The following is a 17,509-nucleotide window of genomic DNA, read 5'->3' as shown; positions in this document are numbered from 1 at the left end:
ATTTCAAGGAACAAGACAGATGACCGTTTTCCAAGCTAACACCGAACAATGCGAACTACTGACCGATGAGCGGGAAAGCCGAGAGGTTACAGACCTTGCCCAGCCTATTTCGGACGGCACCGAAGCAACCGGCCATTGCGAAAAGAAACAGTTGCTGCTCGACGAAATCGAAAAGCTGAAGATCAGCCGCGACAAATACCTGAGTGAAGCCGAGCAACTGTATACCGAGATGGCCCCGCTGGAAGCGCTATTGGAAGGCGATGTGGTCATGGATGCTCATCGTCAATATGAAGTCCAGAAACAATACAACGACCTGAAACGCCCTTACGACTCGCGAAATCACCATGCCAGCATTATTACCAGTCAAATTACACGACGCGAGAATCTCGCCAATCACGAGACCTTGATGGCGGGTTACACCGAAGCGATGGCTAACTGGAAAGCCGACGAGCAAGAACTCAACGAAAAGCGGAACAGTCTCAGTAGCCGTTTGGAACAGATTCGGCGGCAAGCAAACGAGGACATGGCATCAGCCCGAGAAGCCGAAACCGATGCAGCAACCGCCTATGCCCAAGCCGTGGCATGGGGTGACACGGAAGGCGAAATAAATGCCAGTGCAGACGCACAAAAGGCTGCGAAAAATCTTGCAACTGCAATCGAGCACAATCGTCGACAGCACTTGATCATGAGCGCATTGGAGCAGGAGCTCGTCACCGTTGATAAATATATAGTCGAAGCTCAAAAAGAACATAAAGCCATTGAAAGACACGCCCTGCTCCTAGCGCATACGGTGCTAGAGGAACAATGGAACACAAAAGCTGAGGAACTTTTGGATATGGGAGGCAAGCTTTGGGCTTCCTATCGGCTGATCGATCGCGATCAAGTCGTTCTTAGAAAGCTGGTGCTTCCGTTTGAGGGTGAAAAATTCGGTCACTGGAACAGTAATGATTTGGTAGAGCGCTCCTACAAGCACACCGTACAAGACGTACTCTCTTCGTAATACACCGAGCCACCTGAAACGGCCTACGCATGTAGGCTGTTTAGAACCCTCGTCAGGACTAAGATCATGATCACACAAATTGGAAGCAGCGCGAGCTGGTGCGACACCCTGAAGGCGCGTAAAGAACATTTGGGCGCCTTGCTGAAAATCGTTGATATTAAACCCGGAAAGACCACAATGGTCCAGGCACTCACCATCAAACTGATCAAGGATGAAATGAGCTACATAGAAAGCAAGTTAAAAAGGCGGCCATAATATTGAGTTTGAGTCGACAAAACGACGCAACAGATACAAACCATTAAACGACTGCCCCCGGGATAAAAAGCCGAAATAGTCGGCTTTTTATACAATTAACTTAGAATAATTTTAGTTAAAAACCAACTATCACAAGAAGCTTTTACTTCAACGCTGCAAGCTCGGGATGAAATGGATAATCATCCATTGATGCTTCGATTAAACTACGCAAATTAATATTCACCCCTCCCCCTCCAAGCTTCAGAGTACGCAGTGCAGTGAACCAATTCGCCCTTCCTGTTCCATTAAGCTTAAGACGTGAAATATCACCACCCGCCCGTGCCCAAATCTCTTGATCGGTGGGCCCTGCAGGATACAAGTCAACCATGATCTGCTCAAGGTCCCGCCAAGGCGTGGTTTGGCTTGTATTCAACGCTATCGATTTTGATCCGCCACACTCAAGCGCAACTGGGAAATTCTCCTCAACATCAGAAGCTTTGAAAATTGGGTGCTGACGCCCAGGAACGGTGCCCGCAACATGCTCTGCAATGTAGTTAAAAACATCGAACACTCGTATCAGACCGTCACCTGCAGTGCGAGCTTTGCCTTGTAGCGCCTCAAGTAACCGACTTGTAAAAACACTATTCCTAGCACCACTGAGAACAAGCGAAGTTTCACTCGATCGCGATGATGCTATTATAACGCGCCCGACTCCTGCTGCTAAATTCTGCAATGATTTTTCATCGAATCCTGGTAGCACATTTACGTCCGAAGTTCCCTTCAACACCGCCGCTCCTCCGGCGTGACAAGCATCGATAAGCACTACCAATCGCTTCGCTTTGATCTCTACTAGCGCAGCCGAAAAGTCCGCCTCCAGAAAAGTGGTGCGTTGTGGATCGTTTAGTTTGGTGTCGAACGGAATTAGCGCACTTGTTGTATTCGAGCCTTGACCAATTCTTGCACCATGCCCGGAGAAAAAAATCACAACACTGTCATCTGGCTGAACAGATGATGCAAGATCAGAAAGCGCAGTTTTTATTCCGGAAAGAGTCGCCTGGCCATCCTCCAGCAACTGAACGTTACTTGCTGGAAAGCCGCAGTAGTCATTTGACTTGAGCAATGAGGCGACGTCGCGCGCATCATTTAGCACTGCATCCGGAAGCCCACTAACCTCCTGATAATTTGCGATACCGATGACTAATGCCCGTCCTTTATCGAATGCCATATCTTAAATCCCTATAGTTTCTACCGTTTTCATCTATGACCACCAAACAGCTTATCAGCGGCGAGAAAATTCAGGTCCGCATTATCTTTATAATCCTGTAGCATCTCTCGTAAAAGATTATCAATGCGGGGAGTTCTTCCGAGGCGAACTCGGCCAATCGCATCCCGCCAACGTGAACGTCCACTACCGCTATACCCAAGATCGGAATTGTGACCCCCTGCACGTTCCCAGAGACCATCCTCATCGGGTCCCAAGGGGTAAAGGTCCGCAGCAAGCTTGATTAACAAATCCCACTTTTCTATAGCCGTCAAGTCCGACAGGCCGTACATCCACCTGTCAAAAAATCCAATTAATGATAAACAAGCACGTAATGCCGGCCGCATATCAGTCCGTCCTGATCGTAGCAACTGCATAAGGTCATCCGCAGCATTTTTCCAATGCCTTTTATCTACTAGACGCCCTATCGCTTCAGCATCTTGGGTATTTAACAACAGCGTTTGGAGCGTCGCCTTTCTTAACCAACGGCGGAACGATACTTCTTCAAAGCTCGGCAGCAATCCTACTAGCATTGCAGCTCGCGCAATTTGGCCAAAGGCAAGACGATCAAGCAGAACATCAAATTTGTGATCGGCTCGAATAGAATCACAAAGCGGTAGCTCGACAGCAGATTGGTAACCCTTGTCCGCACTCTCAATCCATCCGGAGGCAGTGGCGCGAAGCAGAACGCTGCGCGTGTTTCCTGATAATTTTGCCCAAAGCTCCGCACGTCGAGGGAAAGCGCTCAGGTCACCGAGTGGTGTATTCGCCAACCTATCAATCAATAGTGAAGAGGTCTCAAAGCCATCAAGATATTCACTCAGTATCTGATCGAAGGCTGCACGGGGATTCGCAGGACCTTCCCAAACACTTAGGTTCTGAACTAGGGCAGATGACCAAATCTCCCTTACGACTTTATTGGATACGTCAATATGGGTTAGTAGTTCTGGTTCCTCCGATACAGCATTCGTAGCAAACGAGATGAGCCGGACATCTCCGATATCTATAGCGCAACTAAGAACTTCTGAGGAAGTCGCACGTTGTAATATGACTTGAATACCTTCATTCTCGGATGCTGGCTCGATACTTACCTGAAGACGCAATGCATCGAGAAGGCTTTCGGCAGCGACTGCGGCAGCTCCGTGTAATCGATACAATCCATTGTGCGCTGCGTACGAGAGTATAGGCCGCACCTGTCCATGTTTTAACGCGAGAGGAGCGACTCGCACCAGAGAGCTTTCAAACAACTTATCTACTTCGATACATTCCCACAAAGGCTCGGTAATCGTTGGATCCGCCTCCGCCCAACGCCATAACGCAGATGGCAAAAATTCCCCACCTTCACGCGTAGCGCTGCGTAGTCCACCAAGTATTGCGTGGCACCAGTCCTCGCAAGCCTTACCGATTCGGAGGGCGTCCGTTACCGCAGTCAGAAACTCTAAATCTTGAGTTTTTGGGAATAAATTCTTTGCCACCCATTCATTCAGAGCCCTCCACAACTTTTCAGCTTGAGCAAAGCCATTCAGTTGGAGGTTTCTCAGAGAGAGGATATCGCTAGCAGTTGCACTTTTGAGCAGAAAAATGAAGGATTCGAGAATTTTTTCTTTTCCCGCTTTGCCACGCTGTGGATCAGGGGATAAACGCTCAACTAGACGAATGGCAGCAACAGAGTTACCTATTGGAGCAGGCACTAGAATTGCAAAGCGATAAGCTTGTTCTAGAAGGGTTAGATCGCCAAAATTGGAGAATTCAGTACCAATCGAATCAGCGAATAGGCGCAGCTGCTCCCCTTCAACATCTCCAATCAGGAATCTCGACGCGAGCGATGACGAGGCATTAGTGTAATTGTGAATGAGACGGTGCCCCTGCCAACGGGCAGCAAGACTTGATGGAGTACAAACTAGTACTGGAACCAAGGACTCAATCAGATCACCGGGGCCGAAACTAATTCGAAAACTGAACTCACGTCGCATGGTCGGCCAAAGGCGTGCCCAAAGAGATGCGATGAGCTGCTCAAAACCCTCGTGACCAACGCGAACCACCGGACCCGCTGCTCGCGTAACTAGTGCAGAAGCCGTCGCGGCTAGTTCTGGCACTGACGGCACGGGCTTATCATGAAAGTCGATACTGAACGCCAGTAGATGGGCAGGGGCTACAGGCTGAGTAATCAGTTGATCGAAGACTTCTTGAAGATCTGAAATGTTGATTATTTCGTCTAGTGAGGCGATCAACACGTGTGATAATACCATTCCCGTTCGTGTTGCATTCGGGTCGCGAAAGGTCCGCGCAATTACATAACGATCGCGATAAGGAAACCCAGATACATACGGTGACCAGTCCGCACCGGGTGGCGCAGTGTCCGGAAGATCTAAGCGAGAGGTAAGCTCAGAGGCTAGCTTATTGTCTCCGCTCGCAGCCCTTAATCCGTGACCTCGTCTAACCTCACCGTACACTGCTTGCTCTAATATCACACTATTTTATCCGAAACAGTCGAGAAGTAGACTAACGGGCGCTGTAAGATCCGACGACCGCGAACCGTCTGCTCGGATCACGTACCCAAACTCTTCAGGCCCACGGCTTGCGTATTCTTTATCGCGATCATGAGCATTAAGAGGTCGCTCTAACGCCGACAAACCTAGGATTAGTGGTTGACTCCAGTTCGAACGAATAAAAGCCCCAAGCATCGGTAGTCGTTTGTTCAATGCGTCAGCTGGAGTACCTTCAAATCCGAGCTCGTCCCAACAAGTAATAAGTACGCCAAGCCGTGGTCGCTCGAGAGGTCGCTCTGATGTGGATCCGACAAACATAAACATCTGCAGTAACTCAATCATTCTCGCCTGATCAGAGATTTCGATTTCGAAATTTTCAACAGACTTTCCGCGTAGATCGACAAGCGAACGCGAAAATATATCATCGCTCACGCGCATTTGCTGTGGTCTTATCAGCAATAGCCATGCTTCCGCAGTTTGCACCCGCTCTTGCCAAGACGTTGGCACCCTACGAGCAGAAATCATCGACTTTATTTGCTCACCGCCATAATCCGGCCAGACGAGTTCAGCCATACGGCCATCACGCCCCGATACGGGCCAAACGCTATCGACATAGGTCGATGTCGCTGTGTGATCGGCTGCCCTGCCTTCATTAAGGTTTTCAAGTGCCGCCTCAAACGGCTCAAGGTTAGTTGCCGCTCCATTCATTCGAAGCAAGCCATCACCTTTCATCAGTCGCTGCAGTAGTTGCGCACCGTAGTGCGTTTTTCCAACACCGCTTTCACCAATTAGGAGAATAGAATTCCCTTTTTTATTCATGACGGCCTCGTGCCGTACATAAAGAGTGAGTCGTTGCAACTACCGACTGGTGAAGGAAGATTAATTCGGCCGCGTTGCACCTCTAGTACCCAATTTAGGAGAGCATTAAGTCCAACCCCGTTGCCTTCGCCTTCGTCGCCATCGGATACAACACTAACGGAGAACTCTACGGCCTGGGGCATGGTATCCATTACTACCTTTCGGACTGCTAGTTCCATCTCCGAAGAAATTACGACGTCCGACTTAGTCCAAACAAGCGCTATAGGACGACCTCTCCGCTCATCAGCCAATCGACGTGCAAGCAATCGCAACGCGTTACGTGCAGCCCCCATATTCTCCCCAGACAACGCCTCCCGATCCGCAACTATGAGAAAGACGTCCGCGCGATCCGCAATCCAACGCGCACCCTCACCCTCTACGGAGTCACGGTTGATTGCCCACTTTTGAAACCACTCTCCCGGTGCGTCGGCAAAGAGGTAGTCCAAAGACCGCTTGGCATGATCATCCCAGAAAGACATATGAAGTAGGCCAGGTGCACGACCGCCACGGCTGGCAGTGTGTGGCGGAAATGTTGGCGGCTGTCCAGGTTTCCATCGAAGCGAGCCCGAAACTGCCTCCCACCCGGAGATTGAGTAAGATCCCGCAAATTGACGATTGACGATTTGGATACCACGCCCTAACAGCAGATACCAAGCACCCAATAATGTAGTCTTACCAGCATTTTGCGAACCGGCAATTCCAATAACAAAAGGGCGAGCACGACCGGAGATGAAGCCGAGATCCGCTAATCCGAGCGCACTGCCCGACCAAGGCATGAGAACTTCGTCCGTCTGTTCAGACTCCGTAACTTTCGTTGCGGCCAAGCCCCTCCACACAGGGCACTGCAAAAGGTCCGTGTGACCAAGATCGCAGCCCGTATCGGGCACAAAACATGTTCCTCGTTTGCATTCGTCCATGTGTTTAAGCCTTCCGCTGCCGTCGTGGAGTCTTAACCCCATCGGTCGCAGCACGGGCAGCCTGCATCTCTCGGAAAATCCAAGTCGCCCACTCAGGTAATGTGACTTGAGCATCACCTGGTATACCAGTCAGACGCTGAAATTCAGATTCTGCTTGGGCATTCAAAAAACCGGGATGGGCAATTAAAGCCATTACTGGTCCTCGACCAATCGGCGGAGCTATCAAATCAGATCCTGCGCTACGAAGCGTGGCCAAGCTGCCGTCAGATTGCGCTTCACTGACCAGATCATAGATTGAAAATCTTCTATCTTGGTCTACTGAGGGAAGCAGAAGTACTGCTTCGAACAAAAATGCTGAAACACTAGCAGGAGAAAATGTTGGAACCTGCTGATGAAGGTCGAATGCCATTTGGGCTGCTGCGGCTGCCGGAGTTAAAGCACGGTAGCTGACACGCGCACTTGGTGAGAATAGGGCCTCCTTCCACCAAAGTAGGTTGGTACGACGTTGGAGTCCTGTCGTCGCCGTACTCATCGCGGTCAATGCTGAACCGACGTACTCTGTAACACTAGCTACTAGGGCATGGAAAGGAGCGGACAGGTCCGCCTGCTCTACGGCCGTTTTACTGGCCACGGCATCGATCATATCCGCCACAGCACTCGACGAACGATCACCAAACTCCGTAACCCAATTCTGTGGCGATTGATGCAGCCAATGGGGGTTGCCACCCGTTGCGACGTTTCCTTGCTGCGGATCGTGATAATGGGGACCCGCTGTTGCTCTCATTGCCTTTTTAAAATTCTCGCGATTAACACGGGCTGTAGTAATTTTGGGTGCCGGAAGTTCAGGAAAATCTAACGACATGGCTTGAACCGTGATCGATGACGGCGTGGCCCATTCGGCCTCTGCTCGGACATCTACACGCTTCTCAATAGCGACCACTACATCAATCCAGACCTGCTGTTCATCCCCTGTCTGCATGAACGGTAGAGCGTTACGTGCAGAGTTAACGAACGCAACACCTATTCGCTCGTCCTCGCTCGCGGCCCTTGTGAGGGCATCAAGCAGAATCGCTCTGACAACAGCTATTGGTGTCCCAGAGAAGGTATTAACGTATGTCGCCCAGCGCTTCCTAAGAGCCTCAAGTGTCTCTAGGACCACCGGATCGTCAACAGGAGCCTGTGGATCAAAAGCAATCAACGCATAAGCAGCAGCTTTTGAAGGAGTCTTCTTCAACAAAGCTGCTAGATCGACCGCCGTAGCTTGGAGCTTTTCAAGCTTAGTGTCATCTCCACCAACATCAATTAAGCCAACGCTTAAAAATCGGACAAGGACGTCTTCATTCATCTGCAATCCCCATATCCCTTTGGCTGACGTGCTCCCTGGCATTGGTAGCACATTGATATTTGGTTGAGTTTATATCAGCTTTGTTAGACATCGTCTTTAACATAGTCGCTGGGCATCGGCGGGGCTAGTGGATGCGGGTACCACCGGGACACGAAAGCTGGCCGGGCTCCCCCTTTACAGGCGATACCTTCCGCGACAGAGTCCAGCCCCACCGCTTTAACTACTGCATCCACAGAAGTGGGCAGCATTCCCTACAGACGCAGGCGGGAGTACGAGGAGAGCACCTTTTATCTTATTGGCCTACTTTTAGGCCTCTGAAGCGTTACACCAAATGGCTTAGTAACATTCCATAGAATGATGCTCAACGGCAGTGTTACGCAGATAATATTCAATAAATACAAGTAGTTATCGACAACCGTTACACTAGTAACATGCGTAACACTGCTTTCAGCTGGATGCGTATCCCCGCTCCCCGGAAGCATAAATGCCACCAGCGAACTTCAGGGGCAGCTCCAAACGTTTGCCGGGGACCCTGGGCAATTCGGATGGGTACGGGGCAAAGAACCCGCAGCATCTTGTTAGCGACTGAGTTTTCTACGTCGGTTGACAGGGTGACGTGGTTGACACCATCCCCAAGGTTGACCGGGTTCAACCGTTCGCTATCAACAACACAATGGCTCACCTTTAACGTTGCGGTAACGATCCCCTTTTTTCGTCAGGATCCTTTCAATTTCAACGTTGAAATTTCAGTAAGCTGCAATCTCTGTCGCTACCAAGATCCCGCGGGTTTCCGACCCCGTACCATCGTAAAAGTCTCAGGGTCCCCGGCGAGTTTCATTGCCCCCCTTCGTCTACAATGAGAAGCGCTTCAGGCACCTACCTCACAGAATGGAATCAACATGAGCAGAACGAGAGACATCATTAGGGAAATTGGAGAGATACGTCAGCGAAGACAATTTGGCTCGGCGATGATGGAGCTATCCATGCGGTTATTGGATCTCGAGCAAGCTTTTGAAAATCACAGGGATCAGGAGGGCGAGCTTGTCCGGTATTTTCCGGTAGCGCTGATTGCATGTGTTGAGGGCTATTTCCGGATGGCTATCAAGGATCTTATTGATTCTGGCGACCCATATCTTAGTAACGCAGAAAAGCCAGCTTCCGCTACTAAATTGGACTTCTCACTACTCAGAGCCATCCACGGGAAGACCATCACTGTGGGTGAGCTTGTGGCGCATGGAGTTCAGCTAAGTCGTTTCGAACATATCAATGCAGCGCTAACCAACATACTAGACACCGATTTTTTGAAAGGCCTTGAGACCGTCACTGATCGCTGGGCACACGAGGTCATGGGTCAGCCGGTAGCCCCAATACTCGACAATCCAGATGGTGTATTTGCGGACGTATCGAGAACGTTCGAGCTTAGGCACATCATCTGCCATGAAATACCGTCTGCGTATGAGATTAAGGTTGAGGAAGTAGCCCGTTGCTTTGAAAGCTGCGTGACATTCTTGAAAGCCTCTGATGAATTCATCTCAGAAACGCTTTACCCAGGATCGCCACTAACCCAAACCGACATGAACATCGCAGCCGGTGAGGCCTTGGAGGCAACGAAAAGCGAGCTGGACGTAGTCGCCAATAAACTGATGGCGCGCTTAGACGAAGGGGAAATTGTGGCCTTCAAAAAGTCTCAAGACCACTGGCATCAGTATTGTGAAGCCTGGGCGGACTTCGTTGCAGGAGAACGCGCCGAAGGAGGGACAATATGGCCATTGATCTACGCCGACGCTGCAAAAGCCACCGTCGAGATGAGGATTCATGAAGTACGTGGGTATAGACGACTTAGCGATAGCCCGTCTGAGAGCAACGACTGAGAACCCTAAAGCCACAAGAAGGGAACCCGGGCGTGATGAGTACATGCAGCTAGCCATCTGAGAGCGCTTACCAAGCGGCTATACGAAGAAAACAGCAGTCAGAAACAGGTGGCGTGTATGCCTAGGTGTATGCCCGCACAAACAATGTAAAATTAAACCCTTTAAAAACAATATTTTATTCCACCAGTTCAAATGACTGTGTACCACCAAGTACTAAAAACGGCTTATCGAAAGATAAGCCGTTTTTTTATGCCTCGATAAAAGCCGTCCCTCAAGTCCGCGCTGATTTGCGCCCGACGCCTCGCATCGCTACAGTCGATCCCTATCCCCTGGCCCACGGATGGAGCGACACATGCTTGCAGATCTGAAACCAAATCTTCATCGCCTGTCAGCCGTTTCGCTGCTGGCTGTAGCCCTGGCACTCGTTGCCTGTAAGGCCCCGCCCTCCTCCACAACCCCAGTATTGCCTGTCGCACCGGAGATCGCCTCCGGCTATCGCACCGACTTGCAGACCCGCCACGCCGACAAGCACATGGCCGCAGCGGCCAACCCGCTGGCGGCCGAAGCCGGGCGGCAGATGTTGCGGCGCGGCGGCTCGGCCATCGACGCGGCGATTGCCATGCAGGCGGTGCTGACCCTCGTGGAGCCGCAGTCCTCCGGGATCGGTGGCGGTGCATTCATCGTGTTGTGGGACGGCAAGGCAGTACGTACTTACGACGGTCGCGAAACGGCACCGGCCGGCGCCACCGAGAGACTTTTCCTGCAAGCAGATGGCAAACCCATGCCGTTTACCGCCGCGCAGATAGGCGGCCGTTCCGTGGGCACTCCGGGCGTGTTGCGGGCACTGGAACTGGCCCATCGCAAACATGGCCGACTTGAATGGGCCACGCTGTTCGAGCCGGCCATCGCATTGGCCGAACAGGGTTTTGCGATCTCGCCCAGGTTGCACTCGATGATTGCGTCCGACGCATCCTTGCCGGGGTCGCCGGACATGGCCGCCTATTTCCTGAACGCCGACGGCAGCCCGAAGGCGGTCGGCACGCTGCTGAAAAATCCCGCTTTGGCCGACGTGCTCAAGCGCATCGCCCGCGAAGGTCCCGACGCCTTGTACAAAGGGCCGATTGCCGAAGAAATCGTCGCCAAGGTGCAGAAGCATGCCAACCCCGGCAGCCTGTCATTGAATGACCTCCAGGGCTACGCCGCCCGGGAGCGTGCGCCGCTTTGTACTGACTACAAGCGCTGGCAAGTCTGTGGCATGGCGCCCCCGTCTTCGGGCGGGATCGCCGTGGCGCAGATCCTCGGGACCTTGCAGGCATTGGAACAGCGCGACCGCCGCACGGCCCTCGCGCCCATGAAACCCGTCAAGACCGATAAACCCGCCGGCATTGAGCCGACGCCCGAAGCAGTGCACCTGATCGCCGAAGCCGAGCGCCTGACCTACGCTGACCGCGCCCTGTATGTCGCTGACTCGGCCTTCGTCCCCGTACCGGTCAAAGGCCTGGTCGATCCCGGTTATCTGGCCAGCCGCGCGAGCCTGATCGGTCCACGCAGCATGGGCATCGCCAAACCCGGCACACCACCGGGCGTCCAGGTGGCATACGCCCCGGACCGTTCGCCCCTGCGCATCTCTACCTCGCAAGTGGTGGCAGTGGATGACCAGGGTGGCGCCGTGTCGATGACCACCACGGTGGAGTCAGCGTTCGGCTCACACCTGATGGTCCGGGGTTTCATGCTCAACAACCAGATGACCGACTTCTCGTTCATCCCCGAAGAAAATGGGCAAAAGGTCGCCAACCGCGTCGAACCCGGCAAACGCCCCCGCTCGTCCATGGCGCCGACCCTGATCTTCGATCGCCAGAGCGGTGAACTGCTGGCCGCTGTTGGCTCACCGGGAGGCTCCCAAATCATCGAATACGTCGCCAAGTCAGTGATCGGCCTGCTGGACTGGGACCTGGACGCGCAAGCCGCCATCAATCTTCCCAACTTCGGCAGCCGCAACGGCCCCACCGAACTGGAACAAGGTCAGTTCAGCCCGACGCTGATCCAGGCGTTGAAAAACAAAGGCCATGCCGTGAGTGAAATCGACATGACCAGCGGGACCCAGGCAATCGTCCGAGTCCGTGATGCCCAGGGCAGAACCTCACTGGCCGGTGGGGCGGACCCGCGGCGTGAGGGGCAGGCGCTGGGGGATTGAGCGTCGCGGCCATCCGACCGGTCTGGAAAGTCGCGTCACTGGCCATCGCAGGCAGGTTCTCTCCCCCTGGAGGTCAAGCCTTCGGAGGATCGCTCTGCGGTTGGTAAATCAGCAGATCGGCGGGCTGACATTGCAGATGGCTGCAAATGGCTTCGAGGGTAGCCAGGCGAATACCCTTGACCTTTCCTTGTTTCAACAAGGAAAGGTTGGCTTCCGTAATGCCTATCGCGGCGGCAAGGTCCTTGGATTTAACCTTGCGCGTCGCCAGCATCACATCAAGTTGAATAACGATAGGCATAGGGATCTCAAACGAAAGTTCGGTTTTCAGAATCGACTTCACTGGCCCGGGACAATATCCGGGCAATGATTGCAATGCAGGCTGCAAGAAACAACGCGACAAACGACGGGGCGGTAACGCTGAGGGTAAGCAGACGCTGACCGACCGGTGCGTTGATCGTCACCAGCAGGCTGAGAAACGGCTCACACAGGAAATCCAGCAGCACCCACAGCGCCACAGCGCGACCTACCTTCCCCAGGCAAACGGCTGCTTCGCTGGAAAAATACTCGCCTTGGGCATATCGCTGGAACAACTGCCGCAAATGGCCCAGCCCGAACGCCAGGGCCAGCAGCGGTATGCTCGACAACAGCATTGCGCCAAGGCATTGCCAGCCAGTCAAGCGCATAGCCTCTGCTGACAAGCTCGACAGCTGTCGCTCGGTCAGGGCAAAGCCCAGACCGTATTCTGAAGCAACGTCAGGAAACAGCCAGACCCCGGCGTTGAGGACCATCATCGTGATAATGAAGACAAGTGTGATGACAGCCATGCGCTGGCTGTACAGGGCGAGACGATTCGAGGACATGGAAGGCTCCACAGAACAAAGGAAGCGCAAACCATAGCGATGAAATTATCGCAGAACAATAATTAATATGTAAAAAACGATAACATCAAACTCAAGTCGACAACTGATTGGCAAACTGGCTCACGGCATCGACCACCTTCTTCGCGCCATCCTGAATCTCGACGATCACCGTCCCCGCCTCCGCTGCCAGGGCCAGACCCTGTTCGGCCTGATGCTGGCCGTCGGTCATCAGTGCCACGGCGTTGCGGGCCATGTCCTGGTTCTGGCGAACCACGCCGACGATCTCATCAGTGGCCTGACTGGTACGCGACGCCAGTTGCCGCACTTCATCGGCCACCACCGCAAAGCCCCGGCCCTGCTCACCCGCCCGGGCGGCTTCGATGGCCGCGTTGAGCGCCAGCAGGTTGGTCTGTTCGGCAATGCCGCTGATGGTCTTGACGATGGTGCCGATCACCAGGGATTGCTCATTCAGGGCCTCGATGCCTTCGCCGGCGGTTTGCATGTGCCGGGCCAGGTCACGCATCACGCCCACGGCCTGGGTCACCACGGTGGTGCCGCGCTGGGCGCTGTTGTCGGTTTGCAACGAGGTGCTGTAGGCAATGCCGGCCGCCTCGGAGACAGCTTTTTCCTGGTTGACCTGATCAGTGATGTTCGTGGCGAACTTGACCACTTTGTACAGTCGCTCGTTGGCATCAAGCACCGGGTTGTAAGAGGCTTCCAGCCAGACTTCACGGCCGTTGCTGTCCAAGCGTTTGAAGCGACCGGCCACGAACTCGCCGCTATTGAGACGCTGCCAGAACTGCTGGTAGGTGGCGCTGTTGTACTCCTCCGGTTCGCAAAACATGCGGTGATGCTTGCCCTTGATCTGCGCCAGGCTGTATCCCATGGCATTGAGGAAGCGATCATTGGCTGACAGTACGTGACCGCCCAGGTCGAACTCGATCACCGCCGTTGAACGCACCAGCGCACCAATGAGGTTTTCATGTTCACGCGACGCCTCGATGGTACGGGTCAGGTCGCTGGAATACATCGAGAAATAGCGGATTCGGCCATCAGCCGCCCGAACCGGTTGGAGAATCGAACGCAACCAGGCTTCCTTACCGTTGCCCCGGAGCAGCCGTACGGCGCCGGAGAAATGCTCGCCTCTAGTCAGCGCCGTCTTGAAACGCAACTGGAACTCATTGGATTTCAGGTAAGCCGGCACCAGCTCTTCGACAGACCGGCCGATGAGGTCCTGGGACTTGTAGTGCATTTCGTCGAGAAAATTCTGATTGACCGTCTGCACCCGCCCTTCGGCATCCAGAGTGAGGGCCAGCATCTCGCGGTCCAAACTCTCCTTCACCTGCACAAGGCTGGACAGTTCCTGGCGAAGAGCCGAAAGCTCCTGCTTCAAGCGTTTATTGAACATGGCATGCTCCGAGAGCAGGAGAGTTAGGTGGCCTGTTCTCTTGCCATCGGCTCGCCGATTTTTTTCTAAAGAGCGCCCCGGGCCGCTTCTGAAAATAATCCTGCGCGCTCGCGAACCCCGATTAGCCTCCCATGGTCACTGGAATGCTCCAGTGTTGGCGCCTGACGCCAAGACCCTGCCGCACCCAATACCCATAACCATAAAAATCGAGGTAATTGCCGTGACCACCGACATACAAGACAGCCGTTCCGCCCGCTTCGCCTTGCGCTGTTCCAGTTTTGCCGAGCGCTGGTTCCCTGACTCCTGGGTATTTGCCGCCCTGGCAGTATTGGTAGTCGCGGTGGCGACACTGTTCATCGGCGCCAAACCCACGGCCGCTGCCATGGCGTTCGGCGATGGCTTCTGGAGCCTGATACCGTTCACCATGCAGATGGCCTTCGTGGTGATCGGCGGTTACGTGGTCGCCAGCTCGCCGCCCGCCGTCAAACTGATCGATCGCCTGGCACGCATCCCGAAAAACGGTCGCTCCGCGGTGGCCTGGGTCGCATTGATCTCCATGGTCGCGTCGCTGCTCAACTGGGGGCTTTCCCTGGTATTTGGCGGTTTATTGGTACGTGCCCTGGCCCGTCGCACCGATCTGAAAATGGACTACCGCGCCGCGGGCGCCGCCGCTTACTTGGGCCTGGGCGCGGTTTGGGCACTGGGTTTGTCTTCCTCGGCGGCGCAATTGCAGGCCAACCCGGCCAGCCTGCCACCGTCGATCCTGTCGATCACCGGGGTCATTCCGTTCACCCAGACCATTTTTCTCTGGCAATCGGGAGTGATGTTGCTGGCGTTGATCGTGATCTCGCTGATCGTGGCCTATGCCACCGCTCCCGGCCCGAACAGTGCCCGTGACGCCGCCGCCTGCGGGATTGATCCCAGCTTCAGCATGCCGGCATTGCAGCCTCGCACCCGCCCGGGAGAATGGCTGGAACATAGCCCGCTGCTGACCATTGCCCTGGCGCTACTGGCCGCCGGCTGGCTGTTCCACGAGTTCTCGACCAAACCTGCGATAAGCGCCATCTCCGGGCTCAACACCTATAACTTCCTGTTCCTGATGCTTGGCGCGTTGCTGCACTGGCGGCCGCGCAGCTTTCTCGATGCCGTGGCGCGCGCGGTGCCGACCACCACCGGCGTGCTGATCCAGTTTCCGCTGTACGGCTCGATTGCCGCGCTGCTGACCACGGTCAAGGGTAGCGACGCCCAGACGCTCGCCCATCACATATCCACCTTTTTCGTACAGATCGCATCCCACGATACCTACGCCGTGTTGATGGGCGCCTACTCGGCGGTGCTGGGCTTTTTCATTCCTTCGGGAGGCGGCAAATGGATCATCGAAGCCCCCTATGTCATGCAGGTGGCCAATGATCTGAACTATCACCTGGGGTGGGCGGTGCAGATCTATAACGCCGCCGAAGCGCTGCCAAACCTGATCAATCCGTTCTACATGCTGCCGCTGCTGGGAGTGTTGGGGCTCAAGGCCCGGGACCTGATCGGTTTCTCCTTCGTGCAATTACTGGTTCACACGCCATTGGTGCTGGTGCTGCTGTGGGCGCTGGGGACGACATTGTCTTATCTGCCGCCCGTGATGCCATAAAGCCATAAAAAAGGGCCGATATTTTCGTCGGCCCACTTTTTCTTCGCTCCGGTCTGTTTCAGTATGGCTACACCCTGTTCGAGGGGTCCACACGCTGAAAAGGATCTGAGCATGTCCAAACTCGCCGTACTTTCTCTTGCTACCCTGGCCTTCAGTGCCGCCGCCCATGCCGACATCGATGTTCAGTTGGGCAGTACCGAACGCGTCACCCGTCTCTTCGCCTACCCCAACAACTGCAACGTCATTTGTTTTCGCAACTGGACGCTGGAGCAGACCGTTGAGCATTACCTGACCCAAAGCGTGCAGCGTGACGGCTACAGCGCGGCCAAGGTCAGCGTCAAAAGCGACAACGATAAGGTCTACGCCAGTATTAGCGGCGTGCCGCAAGACTACGGCAAACCGTTGACTGCGCTGCTGGATGCCGGTGACCTGGCATACAAGGGCGCCACCAAACTCAACAGCGATAACAAATGGGCCTACGACTGGTACCTGTTCCTGCCGCTGGGCATGGCCCTGGAGAACCGCAAGAGCATTGAGTTGCTGCACTTCCCGCCGGATTACTCCCTGACCCAGGCGCAGGACTACCTGGAATCGGCCACCACCGATCGCTGGGCCACGCTGCTGACCGCCAACGGCATCGCCGCCGAACAGACCCCGGCCTTCCAGACCATTGTCGACATCGCACCGATTGCGGCGCCATCCAATGCCGGCCAGGCGCTGGGCGGGGTCTACGACTATTTCAATGACTACCAGACCACCATGGTCAAGCAAGTCAGCCAGAACGCCAGCGGCGACGCCCTGCCGATGGTGGCCTTCGGTGCTCCCGTGCGGAACTGGATCAAGACACAGTACGGCCAGACCGTGGACGTGCTGGGTCTGGCGACCATTACGCCGACTGCGGGTGTCAAGGTTCCGGTCCTGGGCTCCAACCACCCGAGCTACATCTGGTATGCCGCCGACCCTGACAGCTACAACGGTGATCAGGCCAAGGCGGATGCGGCAGGTTTGAAAGTCATGGGGCAGGACCTCAGCGCTGCATGCTGGCAAGCCGGCATGGGCAGCAAACCGGGCACCGATCCGAGTGCGCAATTGAATCAATGCACACAGACCTGGCAGGTCACGCAAAAGGAAGAAACCTGTGAGCTGTTCTATACCTCGATCCGCAAGCTGTCTGCGGACGAAGCGGCGAAAAAATGCGCGGAGCCGGCAATCAAATCACAACTTCCACAATTGAAAGTCCCCATGCCAGCGCTGCCTGACGCGGTGTAAACCCCAAGGACTTTCCTGCGTAAGCCTGGGCTCACGCGGGAAAGCGCCTTTGGCTCCTGTCAGAGTCGACAGTAGATGTCGTTTCAAGGTTGCGCGAAGCTAGGCAGGTTTCAATGATCGCTGGCAGGATCGCCAGCGCCAGAAGGCCGAGCGTCCTACGCGAC

At 54.5% G+C, this 17,509-nt stretch carries 13 protein-coding genes and 2 pseudogenes; 6 read left to right on the top strand and 9 right to left on the bottom strand.

All coding sequences use genetic code 11. The features are described 5' to 3' along the window. Positions 1 to 19: 19 nt before the first annotated feature. Together QOM08_RS04335 and QOM08_RS04330 are read left to right on the top strand one after the other, a co-directional pair. The gene (locus QOM08_RS04335) at positions 20 to 1,000 is read left to right on the top strand and encodes a chromosome segregation protein SMC (RefSeq protein WP_316912605.1); all 981 of its coding nucleotides are present in this window, start codon (positions 20 to 22) and stop codon (positions 998 to 1,000) included. Between the two features lie 66 nt (positions 1,001 to 1,066). After that, positions 1,067 to 1,255, top strand: coding sequence for a hypothetical protein (locus QOM08_RS04330; protein ID WP_316912604.1), 189 nt, complete (start codon positions 1,067 to 1,069; stop codon positions 1,253 to 1,255). 142 nt (positions 1,256 to 1,397) lie between these two features. Here QOM08_RS04330 and QOM08_RS04325 read toward each other — a convergent pair whose 3' ends face one another. From QOM08_RS04325 to QOM08_RS04305, 5 genes are all read right to left on the bottom strand, one after another. Next, a complete protein-coding gene (locus QOM08_RS04325; RefSeq protein ID WP_316912603.1) occupies positions 1,398 to 2,459 on the bottom strand; it encodes a caspase family protein in 1,062 nt (353 codons plus the stop codon). 29 nt (positions 2,460 to 2,488) lie between these two features. Further along, entirely contained in the window at positions 2,489 to 4,948 is a 2,460-nt protein-coding gene (locus QOM08_RS04320; RefSeq protein ID WP_316912602.1) for an effector-associated domain EAD1-containing protein, read from the bottom strand. 24 nt (positions 4,949 to 4,972) lie between these two features. Next, positions 4,973 to 5,803, bottom strand: coding sequence for a hypothetical protein (locus QOM08_RS04315; RefSeq protein ID WP_316912601.1), 831 nt, complete (start codon positions 5,801 to 5,803; stop codon positions 4,973 to 4,975). After that, positions 5,800 to 6,618 (bottom strand): TRAFAC clade GTPase domain-containing protein, encoded by an 819-nt coding sequence (locus QOM08_RS04310; protein ID WP_316913214.1) that lies wholly within the window; start codon positions 6,616 to 6,618, stop codon positions 5,800 to 5,802. The genes QOM08_RS04315 and QOM08_RS04310 overlap by 4 nt, the downstream gene beginning before the upstream one ends. A gap of 145 nt (positions 6,619 to 6,763) precedes the next feature. Beyond that, positions 6,764 to 8,104 (bottom strand): GTPase-associated system all-helical protein GASH, encoded by a 1,341-nt coding sequence (locus QOM08_RS04305; RefSeq protein WP_316912600.1) that lies wholly within the window; start codon positions 8,102 to 8,104, stop codon positions 6,764 to 6,766. A 983-nt stretch (positions 8,105 to 9,087) separates the two neighbouring features. Here QOM08_RS04305 and QOM08_RS04300 point away from each other — a divergent pair. Together QOM08_RS04300 and ggt are read left to right on the top strand one after the other, a co-directional pair. Then, the gene (locus QOM08_RS04300) at positions 9,088 to 9,975 is read left to right on the top strand and encodes a lysozyme inhibitor LprI family protein (RefSeq protein WP_316912599.1); all 888 of its coding nucleotides are present in this window, start codon (positions 9,088 to 9,090) and stop codon (positions 9,973 to 9,975) included. Positions 9,976 to 10,327: 352 nt separating this feature from the next. Beyond that, positions 10,328 to 12,169: a gamma-glutamyltransferase gene (ggt, locus tag QOM08_RS04295; RefSeq protein ID WP_316912598.1), complete on the top strand. Its 1,842-nt coding sequence runs from the start codon at positions 10,328 to 10,330 to the stop codon at positions 12,167 to 12,169. 73 nt (positions 12,170 to 12,242) lie between these two features. On the opposite strand, the gene QOM08_RS04290 is transcribed toward ggt, so the two are convergent. From QOM08_RS04290 to QOM08_RS29010, 4 genes and pseudogenes are all read right to left on the bottom strand, one after another. Next, positions 12,243 to 12,467: a helix-turn-helix domain-containing protein gene (locus QOM08_RS04290; RefSeq protein WP_047229383.1), complete on the bottom strand. Its 225-nt coding sequence runs from the start codon at positions 12,465 to 12,467 to the stop codon at positions 12,243 to 12,245. A 7-nt stretch (positions 12,468 to 12,474) separates the two neighbouring features. Next, the gene (locus tag QOM08_RS04285; RefSeq protein ID WP_107322932.1) at positions 12,475 to 13,029 is read right to left on the bottom strand and encodes a DUF2975 domain-containing protein; all 555 of its coding nucleotides are present in this window, start codon (positions 13,027 to 13,029) and stop codon (positions 12,475 to 12,477) included. A 91-nt stretch (positions 13,030 to 13,120) separates the two neighbouring features. Next, positions 13,121 to 13,552 (bottom strand): annotated as a pseudogene (locus tag QOM08_RS29015) (methyl-accepting chemotaxis protein); the annotation flags it as partial. Positions 13,553 to 13,660: 108 nt separating this feature from the next. Further along, positions 13,661 to 14,347: pseudogene (locus tag QOM08_RS29010) on the bottom strand (PAS domain-containing protein); the annotation flags it as partial. Between the two features lie 310 nt (positions 14,348 to 14,657). On the opposite strand from QOM08_RS29010, the gene QOM08_RS04275 reads away from it, so the two are divergent. Continuing rightward, the gene (locus tag QOM08_RS04275) at positions 14,658 to 16,076 is read left to right on the top strand and encodes a short-chain fatty acid transporter (protein WP_076386741.1); all 1,419 of its coding nucleotides are present in this window, start codon (positions 14,658 to 14,660) and stop codon (positions 16,074 to 16,076) included. Positions 16,077 to 16,187: 111 nt separating this feature from the next. Then, the gene (locus QOM08_RS04270; protein ID WP_047229380.1) at positions 16,188 to 17,345 is read left to right on the top strand and encodes a hypothetical protein; all 1,158 of its coding nucleotides are present in this window, start codon (positions 16,188 to 16,190) and stop codon (positions 17,343 to 17,345) included. Positions 17,346 to 17,509 lie beyond the last annotated feature (164 nt).

This window comes from Pseudomonas sp. P105, assembly GCF_032614175.1.
Lineage (GTDB): Bacteria > Pseudomonadota > Gammaproteobacteria > Pseudomonadales > Pseudomonadaceae > Aquipseudomonas > Aquipseudomonas rhizophila.
The sequence above is the reverse complement of the archived record's forward strand: the minus strand, read 5'-3'. Positions and strand labels throughout refer to the sequence as shown.

Excerpts from the sequence above, each read along its gene's own strand:
- QOM08_RS04335 (WP_316912605.1), top strand. The coding sequence starts at position 20 with ATGACCGTTTTCCAAGCTAACACCGAACAATGCGAACTACTGACCGAT.
- QOM08_RS04330 (WP_316912604.1), top strand. The coding sequence starts at position 1,067 with ATGATCACACAAATTGGAAGCAGCGCGAGCTGGTGCGACACCCTGAAG.
- QOM08_RS04325 (WP_316912603.1), bottom strand. The coding sequence starts at position 2,459 with ATGGCATTCGATAAAGGACGGGCATTAGTCATCGGTATCGCAAATTAT.
- QOM08_RS04315 (WP_316912601.1), bottom strand. The coding sequence starts at position 5,803 with ATGAATAAAAAAGGGAATTCTATTCTCCTAATTGGTGAAAGCGGTGTT.
- QOM08_RS04310 (WP_316913214.1), bottom strand. The coding sequence starts at position 6,618 with ATGCCTTGGTCGGGCAGTGCGCTCGGATTAGCGGATCTCGGCTTCATC.
- QOM08_RS04305 (WP_316912600.1), bottom strand. The coding sequence starts at position 8,104 with ATGAATGAAGACGTCCTTGTCCGATTTTTAAGCGTTGGCTTAATTGAT.
- QOM08_RS04300 (WP_316912599.1), top strand. The coding sequence starts at position 9,088 with ATGCGGTTATTGGATCTCGAGCAAGCTTTTGAAAATCACAGGGATCAG.
- ggt (WP_316912598.1), top strand. The coding sequence starts at position 10,328 with ATGCTTGCAGATCTGAAACCAAATCTTCATCGCCTGTCAGCCGTTTCG.
- QOM08_RS04290 (WP_047229383.1), bottom strand. The coding sequence starts at position 12,467 with ATGCCTATCGTTATTCAACTTGATGTGATGCTGGCGACGCGCAAGGTT.
- QOM08_RS04285 (WP_107322932.1), bottom strand. The coding sequence starts at position 13,029 with ATGTCCTCGAATCGTCTCGCCCTGTACAGCCAGCGCATGGCTGTCATC.
- QOM08_RS04270 (WP_047229380.1), top strand. The coding sequence starts at position 16,188 with ATGTCCAAACTCGCCGTACTTTCTCTTGCTACCCTGGCCTTCAGTGCC.